Source organism: Sphingobium sp. RS1 (assembly GCF_056156825.1).
Genome location: NZ_JBLZXE010000002.1, coordinates 2,535,065 through 2,552,854, shown reverse-complemented (window position 1 = coordinate 2,552,854; position 17,790 = coordinate 2,535,065). Strand labels below are relative to the sequence as shown.

The 17,790-nt window shown below is 65.5% G+C and carries 12 protein-coding genes and 1 tRNA gene; 4 read left to right on the top strand and 9 right to left on the bottom strand.

Annotated elements, in window-relative coordinates:
* Positions 1-105: 105 nt before the first annotated feature.
* Positions 106-197: transfer RNA gene (locus tag ACNHGR_RS14140), tRNA-Ser, on the top strand.
* A 23-nt stretch (positions 198-220) separates the two neighbouring features.
* Complete coding sequence (locus ACNHGR_RS14135; protein ID WP_475286897.1) at positions 221-772, top strand: arsenate reductase/protein-tyrosine-phosphatase family protein; 552 nt, start codon at positions 221-223, stop codon at positions 770-772.
* Here the strand turns inward: ACNHGR_RS14135 and ACNHGR_RS14130 are convergent.
* From ACNHGR_RS14130 to ACNHGR_RS14115, 4 genes are all read right to left on the bottom strand, one after another.
* Positions 741-1,955 (bottom strand): carboxylate--amine ligase, encoded by a 1,215-nt coding sequence (locus ACNHGR_RS14130; protein ID WP_475288428.1) that lies wholly within the window; start codon positions 1,953-1,955, stop codon positions 741-743. The two genes, ACNHGR_RS14135 and ACNHGR_RS14130, sit on opposite strands and share 32 nt — an antisense overlap.
* A complete protein-coding gene (locus ACNHGR_RS14125; protein ID WP_475286895.1) occupies positions 1,952-2,932 on the bottom strand; it encodes a polysaccharide deacetylase family protein in 981 nt (326 codons plus the stop codon). Before ACNHGR_RS14125 ends, ACNHGR_RS14130 begins: the two co-directional genes overlap by 4 nt.
* A 167-nt stretch (positions 2,933-3,099) precedes the next feature.
* Positions 3,100-3,594, bottom strand: a complete 495-nt coding sequence (locus ACNHGR_RS14120) for a flavin reductase family protein (protein WP_184268570.1) — start codon at positions 3,592-3,594, stop codon at positions 3,100-3,102.
* A 112-nt stretch (positions 3,595-3,706) separates the two neighbouring features.
* Positions 3,707-5,968: an NADP-dependent malic enzyme gene (locus tag ACNHGR_RS14115; RefSeq protein WP_184268568.1), complete on the bottom strand. Its 2,262-nt coding sequence runs from the start codon at positions 5,966-5,968 to the stop codon at positions 3,707-3,709.
* 138 nt (positions 5,969-6,106) lie between these two features.
* On the opposite strand from ACNHGR_RS14115, the gene mutS reads away from it, so the two are divergent.
* Together mutS and ACNHGR_RS14105 are read left to right on the top strand one after the other, a co-directional pair.
* The gene (gene mutS / locus ACNHGR_RS14110; RefSeq protein WP_475286893.1) at positions 6,107-8,752 is read left to right on the top strand and encodes a DNA mismatch repair protein MutS; all 2,646 of its coding nucleotides are present in this window, start codon (positions 6,107-6,109) and stop codon (positions 8,750-8,752) included.
* Positions 8,753-8,761: 9 nt separating this feature from the next.
* Complete coding sequence (locus ACNHGR_RS14105; protein ID WP_475286892.1) at positions 8,762-11,524, top strand: [protein-PII] uridylyltransferase; 2,763 nt, start codon at positions 8,762-8,764, stop codon at positions 11,522-11,524.
* A gap of 86 nt (positions 11,525-11,610) precedes the next feature.
* On the opposite strand, the gene ACNHGR_RS14100 is transcribed toward ACNHGR_RS14105, so the two are convergent.
* The 5 genes from ACNHGR_RS14100 to ACNHGR_RS14080 form a co-directional block, all read right to left on the bottom strand.
* Positions 11,611-12,114, bottom strand: coding sequence for a L,D-transpeptidase family protein (locus tag ACNHGR_RS14100; protein ID WP_475286890.1), 504 nt, complete (start codon positions 12,112-12,114; stop codon positions 11,611-11,613).
* Positions 12,111-13,196, bottom strand: a complete 1,086-nt coding sequence (gene ribA, locus ACNHGR_RS14095) for a GTP cyclohydrolase II (protein ID WP_475286888.1) — start codon at positions 13,194-13,196, stop codon at positions 12,111-12,113. The genes ACNHGR_RS14100 and ribA overlap by 4 nt, the downstream gene beginning before the upstream one ends.
* Positions 13,196-13,993, bottom strand: a complete 798-nt coding sequence (gene xth / locus ACNHGR_RS14090) for an exodeoxyribonuclease III (RefSeq protein WP_184268558.1) — start codon at positions 13,991-13,993, stop codon at positions 13,196-13,198. Before xth ends, ribA begins: the two co-directional genes overlap by 1 nt.
* 270 nt (positions 13,994-14,263) lie before the next feature.
* Positions 14,264-14,905, bottom strand: coding sequence for a LolA family protein (locus ACNHGR_RS14085; protein WP_475286887.1), 642 nt, complete (start codon positions 14,903-14,905; stop codon positions 14,264-14,266).
* 395 nt (positions 14,906-15,300) lie between these two features.
* A complete protein-coding gene (locus ACNHGR_RS14080) occupies positions 15,301-17,628 on the bottom strand; it encodes an FtsK/SpoIIIE family DNA translocase (protein ID WP_475286885.1) in 2,328 nt (775 codons plus the stop codon).
* Positions 17,629-17,790 lie beyond the last annotated feature (162 nt).

Genomic DNA, 17,790 nt, shown 5'->3' with positions numbered 1-17,790 from the left:
CTGTCCCATGAAAATTCGTGATCCTGCCCGTTGCCATGCTGCAAAGCCATCGCTATAGCCCCTCCCCAGCCACTGCTCGCCTCCCAAGGGTGGGCAAATTCGTGCGGAGACGTGGGTGAGTGGCTGAAACCAGCGGTTTGCTAAACCGTCGTGGCCTTAAGGGGCCACCGAGGGTTCGAATCCCTCCGTCTCCGCCATTTTTCCTTTTGGGTTCCGCGCGATGATCAAGTCCCGCTTCGGTACCTTTCGCGGGCTGGTTCGGCTCGCTCTCTCCTATCCGCAACTGTTGCTGGGCCGGTCGGCCAGCCTGACGCCCGATGCGGCGCGGGTGCGGCGGCTGGTGTTCGTGTGCCAGGGCAACATCTGTCGCAGCGCCTTTGCCGATGTGGCAGCGCGGCGCGCGGGGCTGAATGTCGCGTCCTTCGGCCTGTCCACTACGTCCGGGCGTGGCGCCCATCCGCCGGCAATAGCGGCGGCACAGGCGCTGGGCCATGACCTGTCGGCGCATCGGGCGATCGACATGCGGGATTATGTGCCACAGGAAGGCGACCTGCTGCTGGCGATGGAGGTGCGGCAATTGCACCGGCTGGCCGCCGATCCGCGCCTGAAAGATGTGCCGCGCCTGCTGCTGGGGCGCTGGACGCAGCCGATGCTGCCGCATCTGCACGACCCCTACAGCCTGGACGATCGCTATATGGCGACCTGCCTCAAGCGGATCGACCGGGCCGTGCCCGCGCTGGTCAGGGCTTTTCCCGGTGCACGGCTTTCCTGACCATCTGCACCAGATCGCGCAGCCAGGGCCGTGGGTCCGAGCGGCTGAACACATAATAGCGGGCGCGCGGGTCGAAAAAGGCCAGCAGATAGCCAGCCAGATCGCCTAGCGGGCGACGGCGGAAGAAGGGATCGCCGATCCGCCCGGGGGCGAAGAGAATGCGGACCAGCCGTTTGGTTTCCGGCACCATATAGCGCGCGCGCAGATCGTCGCGCGGCATCGGGGCGGGATCGGTCTGGCCCAATACGGTGCGGCGATAGGCCTCCCACGCGAATCCGGCGCCGCAATGGAGCGCCAGCGGCAGGCTGCCCCAGAAACGGCCATTCACCTCCATCAGCCAATAATGGCCGCTGGCCGGATCATAGCGATATTCGACCATCGCCTGCCCTTCCCAGTCAAGCACGCGCAGCAGCTTTTCCGAGAGGGCCATTTGCGGGCCGTGGGCGTCGGCGGGTTCGGCGCGACAAAGGGTGGAGACGCCCCCTTCGGGCGGCCATTCATGCAGGCGGCGATGCTGGAAGCGAAGGGTCGCCTGTCCGTTGGCCATGTAGAGCATCTGGCCGAGGCCCACGCCCCGGCAATATTGCTGGATCAGCGGCCAGCGGCCGATCGGCGCATAGCGATCCAGCAGGGCGAGCAACTGGTTCGCGTCACGAATATAGTCGGTCTTGATCCATTCGAGCCCGGCCTGTTCGAGCAGCGCCATGATTTCCGGCGGGTTGGACCATTTGGCGACCAGCGGATAGCGCATCTGCGCCGCGCGGGCGGCAAAATCCTCATGCTCCAGCGGCTGCCAGGTCTGGGGCACGCGCAGGCCGGCGGCGGCGGCGGCCTGTATCGTCTGCATCTTGTCCAGCACCCGGCCAAGCTGATCGGGACGCGGCACGAGGATATGGCAGTCGCCGATCATCGGCGGCAGCGCGGAGAGTTGGAGCAGGTCGGTTTCGGAAATGGCCAGCACCGCGCGCGCGCCGGTACGGGCGATCAGGCCGGGCAGCCAGTCGGCGATCGGGCCCGCCGGGCGTTTGGTCCAGTCGGTGCAATAGCGCGATGTGGTGACAATGGACGTCGAATCGCGCGCGATGCCATGCACGGGCACGCCATGCCGGCCCAGATCGCGCACGACCGCAAGGCCGATGGCGTTTTCCAGACCCAGGACGATCGCGCCGGGCAGCGCCGTCACGCAGGCACCAGCCGATGTTCGTAGCGCCAGGTCGCCCATGCCTGCGCGGCGAGGCGCAGGCCAGTGCGCAGGCGGTTGGGCGCGGCGCGAGTCAGCGTGCGGGCGGATTGGTCGGCAATATCGGCGGGCAGATCGTTGAAACCCGCGCCCCGGACGCCGGGCAGGCGGGCGGCTTCGCGGCACAGCGCTTCGAACCGGGCGATGACGGCGCCGTTGGGGCGCTGGCGATCGCGCGAGAGCATTTCGAAACTGTGGGTGACCACGTTGAAGGCGTCATGGCCATCACGCACCGCATGGCGCAGGCCCGCGCGCATTTCCGCGGCGGACATGGCGCAGATCTGGGCCGGGCGGAAGCCGCCGGGCCTGTCCTCTATGCCCGACACAGGCAGTTCGGCGACGCCCTGCGCGCGGGTCGCGCCGATCTGGGCCGGATCGGCGGATATGCCGCATCCATAGCCGAGATAGGCGGGATTGACGCTGCTGTCCCAGATAACGCCCAGCGAGCCAAGCGCGCGCAACGTATCGTCATTGGCGCCGAAATTGCCGGCGCGAAAGGCGGTGATGGCGGGCGCGCCGGCCTGTTCCAGCAGCTGCTTGGCATGGCCGAGCAGGATGATCTGATCGTACAGCGAAAAGTCGCCGATATTGCGCCCCTGCCGGCCGCCGACGGGCGATTCCTGCGCCCAGGCGAGCCATTCGGTGTGGATGTGCATCTGCACTTCATGCCCGCGCGCGACGATGGCGCCGACGATAGGGGGCAGGAAATCCGCGCCATGGACCAGCGCCGGCATGGGGTCGAGAAAGAAGACGCCCTTGAGGCCATGGCGGTCGAGCAGGTCCATCTGCCAGCCGATGCCGAAGGCGCCGGCCGACGTCCGCGCCCAGATCGACCGATCGACATTGTCGGCGAGACTCACCCCCCGCTGATGCAGCGAGGAGGAGAGTTCGGTATCGACAGTGACGAGCAGCGCGGTCATGACAGGGTCCGGTCCGGGGGCGACAGGCAAAGCCTTAAAAAGGGCGATAGATAAACTGCGTTAAGGAGGGGTAATATTTCCCCCGCATGTCCGATAGGAATTTCTACCGAAATATGCGCCCCTGAACCTTGCTATCCCCTGAAGACGGCGCCCTCGCCGCACATCCTTCATTCCAGCAGCGCAAATTCCCCGTAATTGCCCTGAAAGAACAGCAGGGGGCTGCCAGGCCGATCGACTTCCAGCGCGACCACGCGGCCAAGCGCGATATAATGGTCGCCCGCTTCATGCACGGCATCGAGCGTGCAGTCGATCCAGGCGACGACATCGTCCAGGATCGGCGAGCCATTGGCCGAGACGCGGTGGGACAGGCCGGCAAACTTGTCCGGGCCGGGGCCGGCGATCTGGCGGCAGAGCGGCAGCTGGTCGCTGGCCAGCACATTGACGCAGAATTTGCCGACCGCCTGCAAACGGGGCCAGCTGCCCGAGCTTTTGGCCGGGAAGAAGGCGACCAGCGGCGGATCGAGCGAGACAGAGGTGAAGGAGCCGACGACCATGCCGACCGGCGCGCCATCCGCCTCCACCGCGGTGACGACGCAGACGCCGGTGGGGTAATGGCCCAGCACCCGGCGAAAGGTCGCATTGTCGAAACTGGCCACGCTCATGCCTTGCTCCCGAGACGGTTCATGCCTCCCCCTCTCGCGCAGAATGAGCCCCAAGCAAATGATAAAGCGCGGGCCACCGACGAGAAAATCTCAGTCGATGGCCCGCGGCCGATCAGAGCGCGACGCCGCCGGCGGCGAGAACCGCCAGCGTCAGCAGTTCGGAGGCGTTGGAGGACATGGTGGCGATCTGCACCGATTTTTCCATGCCGACCAGCAGCGGGCCGATCATCGTCGTGCCGCCCAGTTCACGCAGCAGCTTGGCAGAGATATTGGCCGATTGCAGGCCGGGCATGACCAGCACATTGGCCGGGCCCGACAGACGGCTGAACGGATAATTTTTCATCACCGTGGGGTTGAGCGCCGCATCCGGGGTCATTTCGCCTTCAAATTCGAAGTCGACCTGCCGTTCGTCGAGCAGCTTCACCGCGTCGCGGACATTGTCGAGGAAGGCGCCGGGCGGGTTGCCGAAATTGGAATAGGAGAGGAAGGCGACGCGCGGGTCGTGGCCCATGCGGCGGGCGACGGCGACCGTGCCCTCCGCAATGTCGGCCAGTTCGGTGGCCGACGGGCGTTCATGCACGGTGGTATCGGCCAGGAACACGGTCTTGTCCTTGGTCACCATGACATGAATGCCAAAGGGCGTGCGGCCGGGCACCGGGTCCATCACCCGCTTCACCTCGCGCAGCGTCTGGCCATAGGGACGGGTCGTGCCGGTAATCATCGCGTCGGCCACGCCCATCTTCACCAGCAGGGTGCCGAAAATGTGGCGATCGCGATTGACCATCCGCTCGCAATCACGGCGGAGATAGCCGCGCCGCTGGAGCCGGGCGTAAAGCAGGTCGACCATGTCGGGCACCAGCGGCGAATTGACGCTGTTGTGCAGTTCGAAGCTTTCGGGATCGCGCACGCCGAGCGCGCGCAGCTTGTCCACCACATCGCTGCGACCGACCAGCACGGGGATGCCATAGCCCAGTTCGCGGAACTGGATGGCGGCGCGCAGCACCACTTCCTCTTCCGCTTCGGCAAAGACGACGCGCTTGGGATTGGCCTTGGCCATCTCATAGGCGCTGGTGAGGACCGAGGTAGTCGGGTTCAACCGGCCTTTGAGCGACTGGCGATAGGCGGCCATGTCCTCGATCGGCTTTTGCGCGACGCCGGTTTCCATCGCGGCCTGGGCGACGGCGGCGGGTACCACCTCCATCAGGCGCGGGTCGAAGGGCGCGGGGATGATATATTCGGGGCCGAAGCTGTGCGCGCGGCCATAGGCCTTGGCCACTTCCTCCGGCACCTGTTCACGCGCCAGTTCGGCAATGGCATGGGCGGCGGCCAGCTTCATTGCTTCGTTGATGCCGGTCGCCCGCACGTCCAGCGCACCGCGGAAGATGAAGGGGAAGCCGAGGACATTGTTGACCTGATTCGGGAAGTCCGACCGGCCCGTGGCGACAATCGCGTCGGGGCGTACGGCATGCGCGTCGGGCGGCAGGATTTCCGGGTCGGGATTGGCCATGGCGAAGATGATGGGATTGGGCGCCATCGACTTCACCATATCCTGTGACATGGCGCCGGCGACCGAGAGGCCGAGGAACACGTCGGCGCCCTTGACCGCTTCGGTCAGCGTCCGGGTGTCGGTCTTGACCGCATGGGCCGACTTCCACTGGTTCATGCCCTCGGTGCGCCCCTGATAGATCACGCCCTTGCTGTCGCACATGATGACGTTTTCATTGGGGACGCCCAGCGCCTTGATAAGTTCGGTGCAGGAAATTGAGGCGGCACCGGCGCCGTTCACCACCACCTTCATGTCCTTCATGTCGCGGCCGGTGAGCAGGGCCGCGTTGATGACGCCCGCAGCCGCGATAATCGCGGTGCCATGCTGGTCGTCATGAAAGACCGGGATGTTCATCCGCTCCTTCAGCGTCTGCTCGATGATGAAGCATTCGGGCGCCTTGATATCCTCAAGATTGATGCCGCCAAAGCTGGGTTCCATCAGTTCGACGGCGTCGATGAAGCGGTCGACATCCTCGGTCTTCAGTTCGATATCGATGCTGTCGACGTCGGCGAAGCGCTTGAAGAGAACGGCCTTGCCCTCCATCACCGGCTTGGAGGCGAGCGCGCCGAGATTGCCAAGGCCCAGGATCGCCGTGCCGTTGGAGATGACGGCGACCAGATTGCCCTTGGCCGTGTAATCATAGGCGGTCGCGGGGTCGGCGGCGATGGCGCGCACCGGCACCGCAACGCCGGGCGAGTAAGCGAGGCTGAGGTCGCGCTGGGTCGCCATCGGCTTGGACGCGATGATCTCGATCTTGCCAGGACGGCCAGTCGAGTGGAAGAACAGCGCCTCGCGCTCGGAAAATTCCACGTTGGATCTGTCGGACATCGCGGGCACCCATATTTTGGAACAATAGGGCGGCCCTAGCGGCAAGATTATCTTGTGGGCAAGTGCGAGAAGCGCAATTTTCCTGCCGTTCCGGGAAGCGCTGGTTTCGGCCCAAGGTTCAGGCTATCGCCCTGCCCCATGGCTTCTTCGACCGACAATGCCGCCCCGACGCCGATGATGGCGCAATATCTGACGCTCAAGGCCGAGGCGCAGGACTGCCTGCTCTTCTATCGCATGGGCGACTTTTTCGAGCTGTTCTTCGATGACGCGAAAATGGCGGCGGCAACGCTGGACATCGCGCTGACCAGCCGGGGCGAACATGGCGGCCAGCCGATCCCGATGTGCGGCGTGCCGGTACATAGCGCCGAAGGCTATCTGGCGCGGCTCATCAAGGGCGGGCACCGGGTCGCCATTGCCGAACAGACCGAGACGCCGGCACAGGCCAAGGCGCGGGGCGGCAAGGCGCTCGTGGCGCGGGCGATCGTGCGCTACGTCACGGCGGGGACGCTGACCGAGGAGACTCTGCTCGACAGCCGGCGCGACAATATGCTGGTCGCGCTGGCGCAGGTTGGGGGGGACGGGTCAGGCGAGATCGGCATCGCCGCCGCCGATATTTCCACCGGCCGGTTCGAGACGATGACCTGTCCGATGGGCAACCTGCCCGCCGAACTGGCGCGGCTGCGGCCGAGCGAAGTGGTGGTGGCCGAGGGGTCAGGCATCGAGGTCGCGGACATGCACCCGTTCGACAAGGCTGCCTTTTCCAGCAGCCGGGCCGAGGATGCGTTGAAACGCCTGTTCGCAGTGGCGACGCTGGACGGGTTCGGCCAGTTCGGGCGAGCCGAACTGGCGGCGATGGGCGGGCTGATCGCCTATCTCGACCATGCCGGCAAGGGCACTTTGCCCTTCCTCGCCCCCCCGCTGCGCAAGACCAGCGGCGGCCATGTCGCGATCGACGCGGCGACGCGCGAGAGTCTGGAAATCGTGGCGACCATGACGGGCACGCGCGCGGGCAGCCTGCTGGGCGCGATCGACCGGACGGTGACAGGCGCGGGTGCGCGGCTGCTGGGGCAGGATTTGTCGGCGCCGCTGATGGACCTGGCCATGATTGAGGCGCGGCTGGGCCTCGTCACCCTGTTCCATGACGATGCGACGTTGCGGGACCAGTTGCGCGGCGCGCTGCGGGCGTTGCCGGACATCGGCCGGGCGCTGGGCCGGGTGGCGGTGGGGCGTGGCAGTCCCCGTGACCTCGGCCAATTGCGCGATGGGCTGGGCGAAGCGCGGTTGCTGCGCGAGCGGCTGGGGCGGCTAGCCGATGCGCCGCAGATGCTGATGCAGTTGCTCCCCGCGCTGGACGGGCATGGCGCGCTGGTCGATGCGCTGGCACGGGCGCTGGTGCCGGCGCCACCGACCGAAACGGCCAATGGCGGCTATATTGCCGATGGCTATGATCCGGCGCTGGACGAATTGCGGCGGCTGAGCAGCGACGGCCGCCGTGCCATCGCCGCGCTGGAGGCCAGATATCGCGCGCAGACCGGCATAGCGGCGCTCAAGATCCGGCATAATGGCGTGCTGGGCTATCATGTCGAGGTGCCGGCGCGCGCCGCCGACCAGCTGATGCAGCCCGACAGCGGCTTTACCCATCGGCAGACGCTCGCCGGGGTGGTCCGCTTCAATTCGATCGACCTGCATGAGGAAGCCGGGCGCGTGGCGCAGGCGGGCGCGCATGCGCTGGTGGCCGAGGCGGCGCATCTGGAGGGGCTGATCGAGGCAGTGCTGGACCGCAAGGCCGATATCGCCCGCGCCGCCGATGCGCTGGCGCGGCTGGACGTCGCCGCATCGCTCGCCGAGCGGGCGGCCGAAGGCGGCTGGCAACGGCCGCATTTCGTGACGGACGATGGGGCCGGACAATGCCTCGACATCGTCGGCGGGCGGCATCCGGTCGTGGAAGATGCGCTGCGCAAGGACGGCCAGCCCTTCGTCGCCAATGATTGCCGGTTGAACGAGGGCGATCGGCTCTGGCTGGTCACCGGCCCGAACATGGGCGGTAAGTCGACCTTCCTGCGGCAGAATGCGCTGATCGTCATATTGGCGCAGGCGGGTGGCTATGTGCCGGCGCAGGCGGCGACACTGACTCTGGTCGATCGTCTGTTCAGTCGGGTCGGCGCGTCGGACAATCTGGCCAAGGGGCAGTCGACCTTCATGGTCGAGATGGTAGAGACGGCGGCGATCCTGGCGCAGGCCACGACACGCAGCTTCGTCATTCTGGACGAGGTCGGGCGGGGCACGTCCACCTATGACGGGCTGGCGCTCGCCTGGGCGGTGGTCGAGGCGGTGCATGAGGTCAATCGCTGCCGCTGCCTGTTCGCCACCCATTATCATGAGTTGACGCGGCTGGCCGAGACGCTGGCGTCGCTGTCGCTGCACCATGTGCGGGCGCGCGAATGGAAGGGCGACCTTATCCTGCTGCACGAACTGGCGGAAGGGCCGGCCGATCGCAGCTATGGTCTGGCGGTCGCGCGGCTGGCTGGCTTACCCCCGGCGGTGCTCAAGCGTGCCAAGGATGTGCTGGCGCGGCTGGAAGCGGGCAAGGCAAAGACCGGTGGGATCGCGGCCGGGCTGGACGACCTGCCGCTCTTTGCCGCCGTGGCGACGCAGGAGGAAGAAGTGCCCGATCCGTTGCTGGCGGCGATCGCGGCGATCGATGCCGATGCCCTGTCGCCGCGCGAGGCGCTCGATCATATATATCGGCTGAAACAACTGGCCGCCGACATGCGGCAAGACTAGAGCAGGACCATGGGCATACAGTATCCAGCGCTGGGATCGCGGCGTGCGATCATCGACCGGCGCGCCATTTCCGACACGATCAACGCTTTGGCGCAGGAGCATCGGGGCGATGCGATGCGCCTGCGCGGCGCCATCGTGAAGGCATTGAAGGCGGCGCTGGACGAGGGCCGGGCCGAAGTCGCCCGGCGGCTGGAGGCCAAGCCGACGCGCGGACGGGAATCGGTGACGGCCTTTGCCTTCCTGATCGACCAGATATTGCGCCTGCTCTACGATGCGACCACGCATCATCTGTATCCGGCGGGCAATCGCAGCACCGGCGAGCGGATCGCGCTGATCGCCGTGGGTGGTTATGGCCGGGGCGAGATGGCGCCGCACAGCGACGTCGATATCGGATTCATCACGCCATGGAAGCCGACCGGCTGGACCGAGCAGGTGATCGAATCCATGCTCTATTCGCTGTGGGATCTGGGGCTGAAGGTCGGCCATAGCAGCCGTTCGGTCGATGAGACGATGCGGATGGCCAAGAGCGACCTTACCGTGCGCACCGCCCTGCTGGAGGCGCGCTATGTCTGGGGCGACCGGGCGCTGTACGAAGAAACATCGGCCCGCTTCGACGCCGAGGTGATGCAGGGCAATGCCCGCGCCTTCGTGACCGAGAAACTGGAAGAGCGCGACGAGCGGCACAAGCGGATGGGCGACAGCCGCTATGTCGTCGAGCCGAACGTCAAGGAAGGCAAGGGCGGGCTGCGCGATCTGCATACGCTCTTCTGGATCGGCAAATATGTGAACCGGGTGCGGTCGGTCGCCGATCTGGTCGATGTCGGCCTGCTGACCGAAGCGGAACTGCGCCAGTTTCAGAAGGCCGAGGATTTCCTGTGGGCGGTGCGATGCCACCTGCACACCATCACCGGCCGGGCCGAGGATCGGCTGACCTTCGACCTCCAGCTCGAAACCGCGACGCGGATGCATTTTACCGGGCGTGCGGGACGGTCCGGGGTCGAGCGCTTCATGCGCTATTATTTCCTGAACGCGAAGACGGTGGGCGATCTGACCGCCGTGTTCCTGGCGCATCTGGACGACCAGATGGCGGAAAAGGGGCGGCGCTATATCCCGTCCATCTTCCGCCGGCCCAAGAAGCTGGACGGGTTCGTGCTGGAGCGCGGGCGGATCGCCTTGCCGAGCGACGATTTCTTCCAGGCGGACCCGGTGCGGTTGCTGGAAATATTTGCCGCGGCGGATCGCCACGGATTGCAGATTCACCCCAGCGCGATGCGGTCAGCGAGCCGCGATGCAGCGCTGATTTCCGCCAAGGTGCGCAAGGACCCGCGCGCCAACGCCGCCTTCATGGAGGTGCTGACATCCCCGCGTGACCCGGAGACGGTGCTGCGCTGGATGAACGAATCCACCGTTTTCGGCCGGTTCGTGCCCGATTTCCGCCGCGTCGTCGCGCAGATGCAGTTCGATATGTATCATCATTATACGGTCGACGAGCATACCATCCGCGCGGTCGGCCTGCTGTCGCGGATCGAGAAGGGCGACCTGACGACCGATCACCCGCTGGCCAGCGAGCTGATGGGCAAAATCCTGTCGCGCCGGGTGCTCTATGTCGCGGTGCTGCTGCACGATATCGCCAAGGGGCGCGGCGGCGACCATAGCCTGCTGGGTGCGGAGGTGGCGGAGCATCTCTGCCCGCGCCTGGGCCTTACCCCGGCGGAGACGGAGACGGTCGCCTGGCTGGTGCGCTATCACCTGCTGATGTCGGCTACCGCCTTCAAGCGCGACCTGGCCGATTACAAGACGATCCTCGATTTCGTGGACGTGGTGCAGAGTCCGGAGCGGTTGCGGCTGCTGCTGTGCCTGACCGTGGTGGACATTCGTGCCGTGGGGCCGGGCGTGTGGAACAGCTGGAAGCGGCAGCTGCTGGGCGACCTGTATGACGCGGCGGAGGAAGTGCTGCGCCTCGGCCACAAGCAGAAGGGTCGCAGCGAGCGGGTGGCGATGAAGCAGGCGGCGCTGCGCGAGGCACTGGGCATGGACGAAGACATGTTCGCCGCGTTCAGCAAGCGGCTGCCCGAAAGCTACTGGATCGCCGAGCCGGAAGACATACTGGTCCACAACGCGCAGCATATCCTGGCGGCGGGCGACGCGCCGCTGTCGATCGCGGCGCAATATTATCCGCAGCGCGGCGCGACGCTGGTGACGGTCTATGCCACCGACCATCCGGGCCTTTTCTACCGCATTGCCGGCGCCATCCATCTGGCGGGCGGCAACATCATCGACGCGCGCATCCATACGACGCGCGATGGCGTGGCGATCGACAATTTCCTGGTGCAGGATCCGCTGGGCGGGGCTTTCCACAGCGACGACCAGTTGAAGCGGATTCGCGGCGCGATCGAGGATTCGCTGTCGAACCGGCATCGGATGATTACCAAGCTCGCCGCCCGCCCCCTGCCCCGCACCCGCGCCGAGGCGTTTCGTATCGAGCCCAATGTGCTGATCGACAACAAGGCGTCGAACCGGTTCACCGTGGTGGAGGTCAATGCGCGCGACCGGCCGGCGCTGCTGTTCAGCCTGGCCAATGCGCTGTTCCAGTCGAAGGTCACGGTGCATAGCGCCCATGTCGCCACCTATGGCGAGCGCGCGGTCGATACTTTCTATGTCACCGACCTTTTGGGCGGGAAGATCGAGAGCAAGGCGCGGTTGCATACGCTGGAGCGGCGATTGCTGGAGGCCGCTGGCGGCGAAGTTGGCGAGGCGCTGGAGCGGGCTTAAGTACAGCTATCCGTTCGTTTCGAGCCTAGTCGAAAAACGCATGCGATGCGCTGGCCACTTCTCGACTTCGCTCGAAGCGAACGGAATTAAGCGACAATCTCCATAACGTCGCCCGGTGCCAGCAGCGGTAGGAGACGCAGCATGTCGGCCCGGTCCACCGCGACGCAGCCTGCCGTCGGCCGACCTTCGGACAGATGGAAGAAAATGGCACTGCCCTGCCCCGGCACGGGCGGCGCGTCATTATGACCCAGCACCACGATGACGTCATAGGCGTCGTCGCTGCGGATCAGGCTTTCGGCCGAAAAGGGATGCGGCAGGCGGACGGGACGGTTATAGGCCGGGTCGGCTACATCGTCCGACCAGCCGTCATGGGCGCGTATCCAGCGCCAGGGCAGGCTTATGCCGATCGCATCGACCTTGCCGGGGCGTAGCAGGACGCCGCGGATGGGCCATGTGCCGAGTGGGGTGCAGCCATCCCCTTCCCGTTTGTCGGTGGCAGCGCATGTCCCGCTGCGACCGATGGTACAGGCCATGGTCAGGTCGCCGAAGGTCAGGCGCCCCGCGCCGCTTTCGACGCGCATCAAGGTCATAGCTGATGACCGGTGCGGTCGCGCTTGGTGGCGAGATAGCGTTCATTGTGCGGATTGGCGGCGAGAATGATCGGCAGGCGTTCCGCCACCTTGATCCCTGCCGCTTCCAGCCCCACGACCTTGTTGGGATTGTTGGTGAGCAGGCGCACCTGCCCCACGCCGAGCAGATCGAGCATCCGCGCCGCGACCGAGAAATCGCGCGCATCGACCGCAAAGCCGAGGCGGACATTGGCATCGACCGTGTCGAACCCCTGATCCTGCATCGCATAGGCGCGCAATTTGTTGACGAGGCCGATGCCGCGCCCTTCCTGCCGCAGATAGAGCAAGATGCCCCAGGGCGCGTCGGCGATCCGGTGCAGCGCCTCATGCAATTGCGGCCCGCAATCGCATTTCAGGCTGCCCAGCACGTCGCCGGTCAGGCATTCGCTGTGCAGGCGGATGACGGGCGGCGAGCTGTCCCGCTTACCAACGATCAGCGCGACATGCTCGCGCGGCTCGTCCGGGCTGCGGAAAGCGATGATTTCGGCGCTCTCGCTGGCCGATACCGGCAGGCGAGCGCGGGTGGCGATGGCAAGGTGGATGGCATCGTCATAGGCGGCAATGGCGTCCGCGCTGACCTCTGCCTCGACCGGGCCGCCGCCTTCCAGCAGGAAATAGGCGGGCAGGATGCCGGCAAGGCGCGCGAGGCGCAGCGCTGCCTTGGCCGCCTGCGGCGCGGGCAGCGGGCGGGCGCGAAACGGCCCCTTGAGCGGCGAGGCGAGGTCCAGCACCGGATCGGCAATGGCGGTCGCCACATCCGCGTCGATCCAGGGCGTGCGATCGACCAGCACCGGCATTTCGGGATCGGCGGCGGCCAGCTGGTTGGCGAGCTTGAGCGTTTCGGCGCGGGCAGCGGAGATCAGGATATCCGCCCGGCCAGCGGGATCGAAATCCGCCAGCGTCACGGCGTCCGCGCCCTCGATTGCCATCAGCCGGATCGCGCCGTCAGGGGCGGTCAGGCGGATCGCCCAGCCACGGCGCAGCGCGTCGATCGCCCGCGCGGCATCCCGTCCGCTCGCCCCGTGACCGGCCGTGCTGCTCATCAGAAGGCGAACTCGGTGATGATCGGGATATGGTCGGACGGCTTGATCCAGCTGCGCGCCGGTTCGACGACACGATGGCTGACCGCCTTGTCCGCTACGTCCTTCGTCATCCACATATGGTCGAGGCGGCGGCCGCGATCCGATTCCGCCCAGTCCTTCGCGCGATAGCTCCACCAGGTATAAAGGCGCGCGGGCGCGGGGTGGAAATGACGACCGATATCGACCCAGTCGTTCGACGCCTGCAAGCGGGCGAGAATCTCGCATTCAATCGGCGTGTGACTGACCACGTTCAGAAGCTGTTTGTGGCTCCACACGTCGCTTTCCAGCGGGGCGATGTTGAAATCGCCGGTCAGGATGGTCGGCTTGTCATCCAGCGCCGACGACCATTGGATCATCCGTTCGATGAAATCGAGCTTCTGGCCGAATTTGGGATTCACATCCCGGTCGGGAATGTCTCCGCCGGCCGGGACATAGACATTTTCGATCCGCACCCCATTGTCGAGCCGCACGCCGACATGGCGCGCTTCGCCATTGGCCTGCCAGTCGAACCGGTCGTCTTCATGCACCGGCACCTTGCTCATGATCGCGACGCCATGGTGCATGCGCTGGCCGTTCAGCACCTGATGGACATAGCCCATCCGTTTGAACATGTCGGTGGGGAAGATGTCGTTCACCACCTTGGTTTCCTGAAGGCACAATATGTCGGGTGCTTCCTCCCGCAACAGCTGTTCGACGATGTCGATGCGCGCGCGGACGGAGTTGATGTTCCAGGAACAGATGGAAAGGGTATCGGCCATGTTTCGCAACTAGGGTTGCCGGCGTCGTTGCGCAAGCGGAAGACCGAAGCAGCGGGCAAAGTAAGACCCCCGCTCCGGGGGCGTGGAACGGGGGTCTCGATCGCGCCCTTGAAGCGCTTCGCGACGCGAGGGGGGGACCGGGTAACAGGGGGGAAATCCCGGTTTGGTCTCGCGTCTTGGTTTCTGATTAGCGCCCCGGATATGAGCGTCAGATGAACGGCCCGGCAAGATTATGCCCAATGACTCCGGCCGTCTTGCCGGGCACTCGGGTCAACTGCCCGACGAGCGTCCCCTGGGCCGCGGGTCGGTCCAGCGGAAGGCAGAATCGGCGACTGGCGCGCCATAAACCTGATTGGAAAAGCGCACAGCCGTGCGGTTATTCTGCGAATCGAGCATGACCCAGCCATAAAGCTGAAGCCCCGCCGGTGCGGAGGCATTGCGTTTGAAGATCATGGTGATGGTGCCATATTCGGGCCGCTTGGGATCGCGCGCCTCGACGCTCAGCACCGTCGGATCGCCGGTCGGCACCAGCTTGCCATACTTGGACAGATCCTTCGACGGATCAAGCAAGGCGCCCAGCGGGGAATTGCCGATCGGCCAGCGCTGCACCTGGCGCACTTCATAATCGATCATCGTCAGCGCCTTGCCATCGCTGACGATCAGCAGCGGCACGCCCTTCTGATATTGGAAACGGATCTTGCCCGGCTGCTTCAGGGTCAGCTTGCCGGTCAGCGTCTGGCCGTTACGGTCGGTCTGGCTGAAATCGGCGGTCAGGGTGGTGACGCCGCGAATATAGGCGTTGACCTGCGCAAGGTCTGACTGGTCCTGCTGCGCGGCGACGGGCGTGGTCGGGACGACCAGCGGCGCGGTGGCGGCAAGGACGAGTGCGAGGGGCGCAAGGATGCGCTTCATGGCGTTCAACTCCGATTGTTGGGGAGAGAGGGCTAGGCGATGCGGCTTGAACCCGTTCTGAACCCGCCTGTTCCGAAATAGCAAGATTTGGGGAAGGTGATGGGGGAGAGCATCCGCGTGGCGCCGGGACAGCTCGATCCCCCATGCTCCCGCCTCGCCCTGCCGGTCTGACCGGCGGCACCGCTCCAATTATGTTATCGGCGCGGCAGCAGCAGGCAGACCCCTAGTCCTTTCCGAAGACAAAAAAAAGGGCCGATCTGACGATCAGCCCTGAAAGTTTTTAGGAGAGGATGCCTGAAAGGCCTGCTCTCTATGTTCGAACCGGTTCATGACCGCAAATGCGAAGGAAAGCAGTGCGATTGCGTGAAGCGCAATCGTATCCATTACGGCGGATGTCAGATCGGATTCCCGTTCTCGTCGCGCAGCACTTCGCGGCGGCCGACATGGTTGGGGGGACCGACCAGCCCTTCCTCTTCCATCCGTTCGATCAGGCGCGCGGCGCTGTTGTAGCCGACGCGCAATTGCCGTTGCAGCCAGCTGGTCGACGCCTTCTGGTTCTCGAACACCAGCTGGCAGGCCTTGCGGAACAGCTGGGCATCCGGGCTGTCGTCGCCAAGGTCCACGCCGTCGAGGGCAAAGCTGCCCTCCTCCGGCTCCTCGGTCACGGCGGAAATATAGTCGGGCTGGCCCTGCGCGCGCCAATGGTCGGCGACGACGCGGACCTCATCGTCCGAGACGAAGGGACCATGGACGCGGGTCAGGCCCTTGCCGCCGTGCATGTAGAGCATGTCGCCCTTGCCCAGCAGCTGTTCGGCGCCCTGTTCGCCCAGGATGGTGCGGCTGTCGATCTTGCTCGTCACGAAGAAGCTGATGCGGGTCGGCAGGTTCGCCTTGATGACGCCGGTGATGACGTCGACCGAGGGGCGCTGGGTCGCGAGGATCAGGTGGATGCCAGCGGCACGGGCCTTCTGCGCGAGGCGCTGGATCAGGAATTCGACTTCCTTGCCGGCGGTCATCATGAGGTCGGCGAGTTCGTCCACCACCACCACGATCTGCGGCAGAGGCTGGAAATCCAGCTGTTCCTCTTCATAAATGGGCTTGCCGGTTTCGGGGTCGTAGCCGGTCTGGACCCGGCGACCGAGCGGCTTGCCCTTCGCCTTGGCGGCGCGGACCTTCTCATTATAGTTTGCGAGGTTGCGGACCGAGATGGACGCCATCATGCGATAGCGGTCTTCCATCTGCTCCACCGCCCATTTGAGCGCGCGGATCGCCTTGGCCGGTTCGGTCACGACCGGCGAGAGGAGATGCGGGATGTCGTCATAGGTCGACAGTTCCAGCATCTTGGGATCGATCATGATGAGGCGCAGCTGGTCCGGCGTCATGCGGTAGAGCAGCGACAGGATCATCGCGTTAAGGCCGACCGATTTACCCGATCCGGTCGTACCCGCGATCAGCAAATGGGGCATGGGCGCGAGGTCGGCGATGATCGGTTCGCCCGAGATATTCTTGCCCAGAATGATCGGCAGGGTCGCTTCCTGCATGAACTGTTCGCTGGTGATGAGTTCGCGGAAGGACACGCCTTCGCGATTTGCGTTGGGCAGTTCGATACCGATGACGGTGCGGCCCGGAATCGTCGCGACGCGGGCCGAGAGCGCCGACATGTTGCGGGCGATATCGTCGGCCAGCGCGATGACGCGGCTGGCCTTGATGCCGGGCGCGGGTTCCAGTTCGTACATGGTGACGACCGGCCCCGGGCGGACTTCGGTGATGTTACCCTTCACATGGAAATCGTCGAGCACGGATTCGAGCAGGCGGGCGTTGCGCTCCAGCGCGGCCTTGTCGATCTTGCCACCCTGATTGGCGGGGATCGGGTTCAGCAGGTCCGGCGAGGGCAGCGAAGAGTGGCCGAACAGATCGTCCTGGCTGACCGGCGCCATGGCACGCTGCACCGGGGCAGGCTTGGGCGACTGGATGGTGATGGGCGGTTTCGGCTCGTTCGTCACCTGCTTGCGCGGGGCGATGACGCGCTCGGCCGGTTCTTCGTCGTCATACTCATCGTCTTGCGCCACAGCAGCAGCCCCGCCGAAGCCCAAAGTCGGGCGCGGCAGGTTGAGTTTGGGCAGCGAGGGGCGACGCAACGCGATGATCGGCTTTTCCAGCGCGAGGCTGCGATAGCAGGCGAACAGGCCGGCGATCAGCGAAACGACCACCAGCACGCCCTTGATCCACGGCGCGGCAGCCGGCGCCTGCGCGGTCAGGCTGGCGATGCCCTTGGCCACGACCAGACCGATCACCCCGCCCCAGCCGGCAGGCAGGCCGACCAGCGGCGCATCCTGAAACAGCGCCAGCGCGATGCCGACCAGCACGATGCCGAACAGGCATTTGCCGAACTGCGCCTTCCACCCGGCCATGTCCTGATCGCCCCACAGGCGACGGGCGGTGACGGCCATCAGCGGCAGGATCAGCGCGACCGGCACGCCCAGCAGCCAGAGCAGGAAATCGGCGGCCCAGGCACCGGGCGCCTGCATGATATTGGCGACATGGTCACCCGCGACCGTGTTCATCGACGGATCGCTGGGGGCATAGCTGAGCAACGCCAGCGCGAGGAACAGCGTCGCCAGCATCAGCGTGATCGCGCCGATCAGCGCGCCGCTGCGGATGAGGCTGCGCTTGAGCATTTCGCGCCATTCCGGCGAGCGTTTCACGGTGCGGCCGACGGCCATATTCTTCGTTGTCCCCCAAATGTTCCAGAACGGCACAATGCCTCTTCGGGCGACTCCCCGTCAAGGGTGGCGCCCTTCGGCTCGTCCCGGCCCCATCCGTATGATCCCGTATCGCGGGTCCGTCAGTCGGCGCGATACAAGCAGCGCGAAAGGAACCTGTCC

Coding starts and splice junctions, on each gene's coding strand:
- ACNHGR_RS14135 (WP_475286897.1), top strand. CDS start 221: ATGATCAAGTCCCGCTTCGGTACCTTTCGCGGGCTGGTTCGGCTCGCT.
- ACNHGR_RS14125 (WP_475286895.1), bottom strand. CDS start 2,932: ATGACCGCGCTGCTCGTCACTGTCGATACCGAACTCTCCTCCTCGCTG.
- ACNHGR_RS14120 (WP_184268570.1), bottom strand. CDS start 3,594: ATGAGCGTGGCCAGTTTCGACAATGCGACCTTTCGCCGGGTGCTGGGC.
- ACNHGR_RS14115 (WP_184268568.1), bottom strand. CDS start 5,968: ATGTCCGACAGATCCAACGTGGAATTTTCCGAGCGCGAGGCGCTGTTC.
- mutS (WP_475286893.1), top strand. CDS start 6,107: ATGGCTTCTTCGACCGACAATGCCGCCCCGACGCCGATGATGGCGCAA.
- ACNHGR_RS14105 (WP_475286892.1), top strand. CDS start 8,762: ATGGGCATACAGTATCCAGCGCTGGGATCGCGGCGTGCGATCATCGAC.
- ACNHGR_RS14100 (WP_475286890.1), bottom strand. CDS start 12,114: ATGACCTTGATGCGCGTCGAAAGCGGCGCGGGGCGCCTGACCTTCGGC.
- ribA (WP_475286888.1), bottom strand. CDS start 13,196: ATGAGCAGCACGGCCGGTCACGGGGCGAGCGGACGGGATGCCGCGCGG.
- xth (WP_184268558.1), bottom strand. CDS start 13,993: ATGGCCGATACCCTTTCCATCTGTTCCTGGAACATCAACTCCGTCCGC.
- ACNHGR_RS14085 (WP_475286887.1), bottom strand. CDS start 14,905: ATGAAGCGCATCCTTGCGCCCCTCGCACTCGTCCTTGCCGCCACCGCG.
- ACNHGR_RS14080 (WP_475286885.1), bottom strand. CDS start 17,628: ATGGCCGTCGGCCGCACCGTGAAACGCTCGCCGGAATGGCGCGAAATG.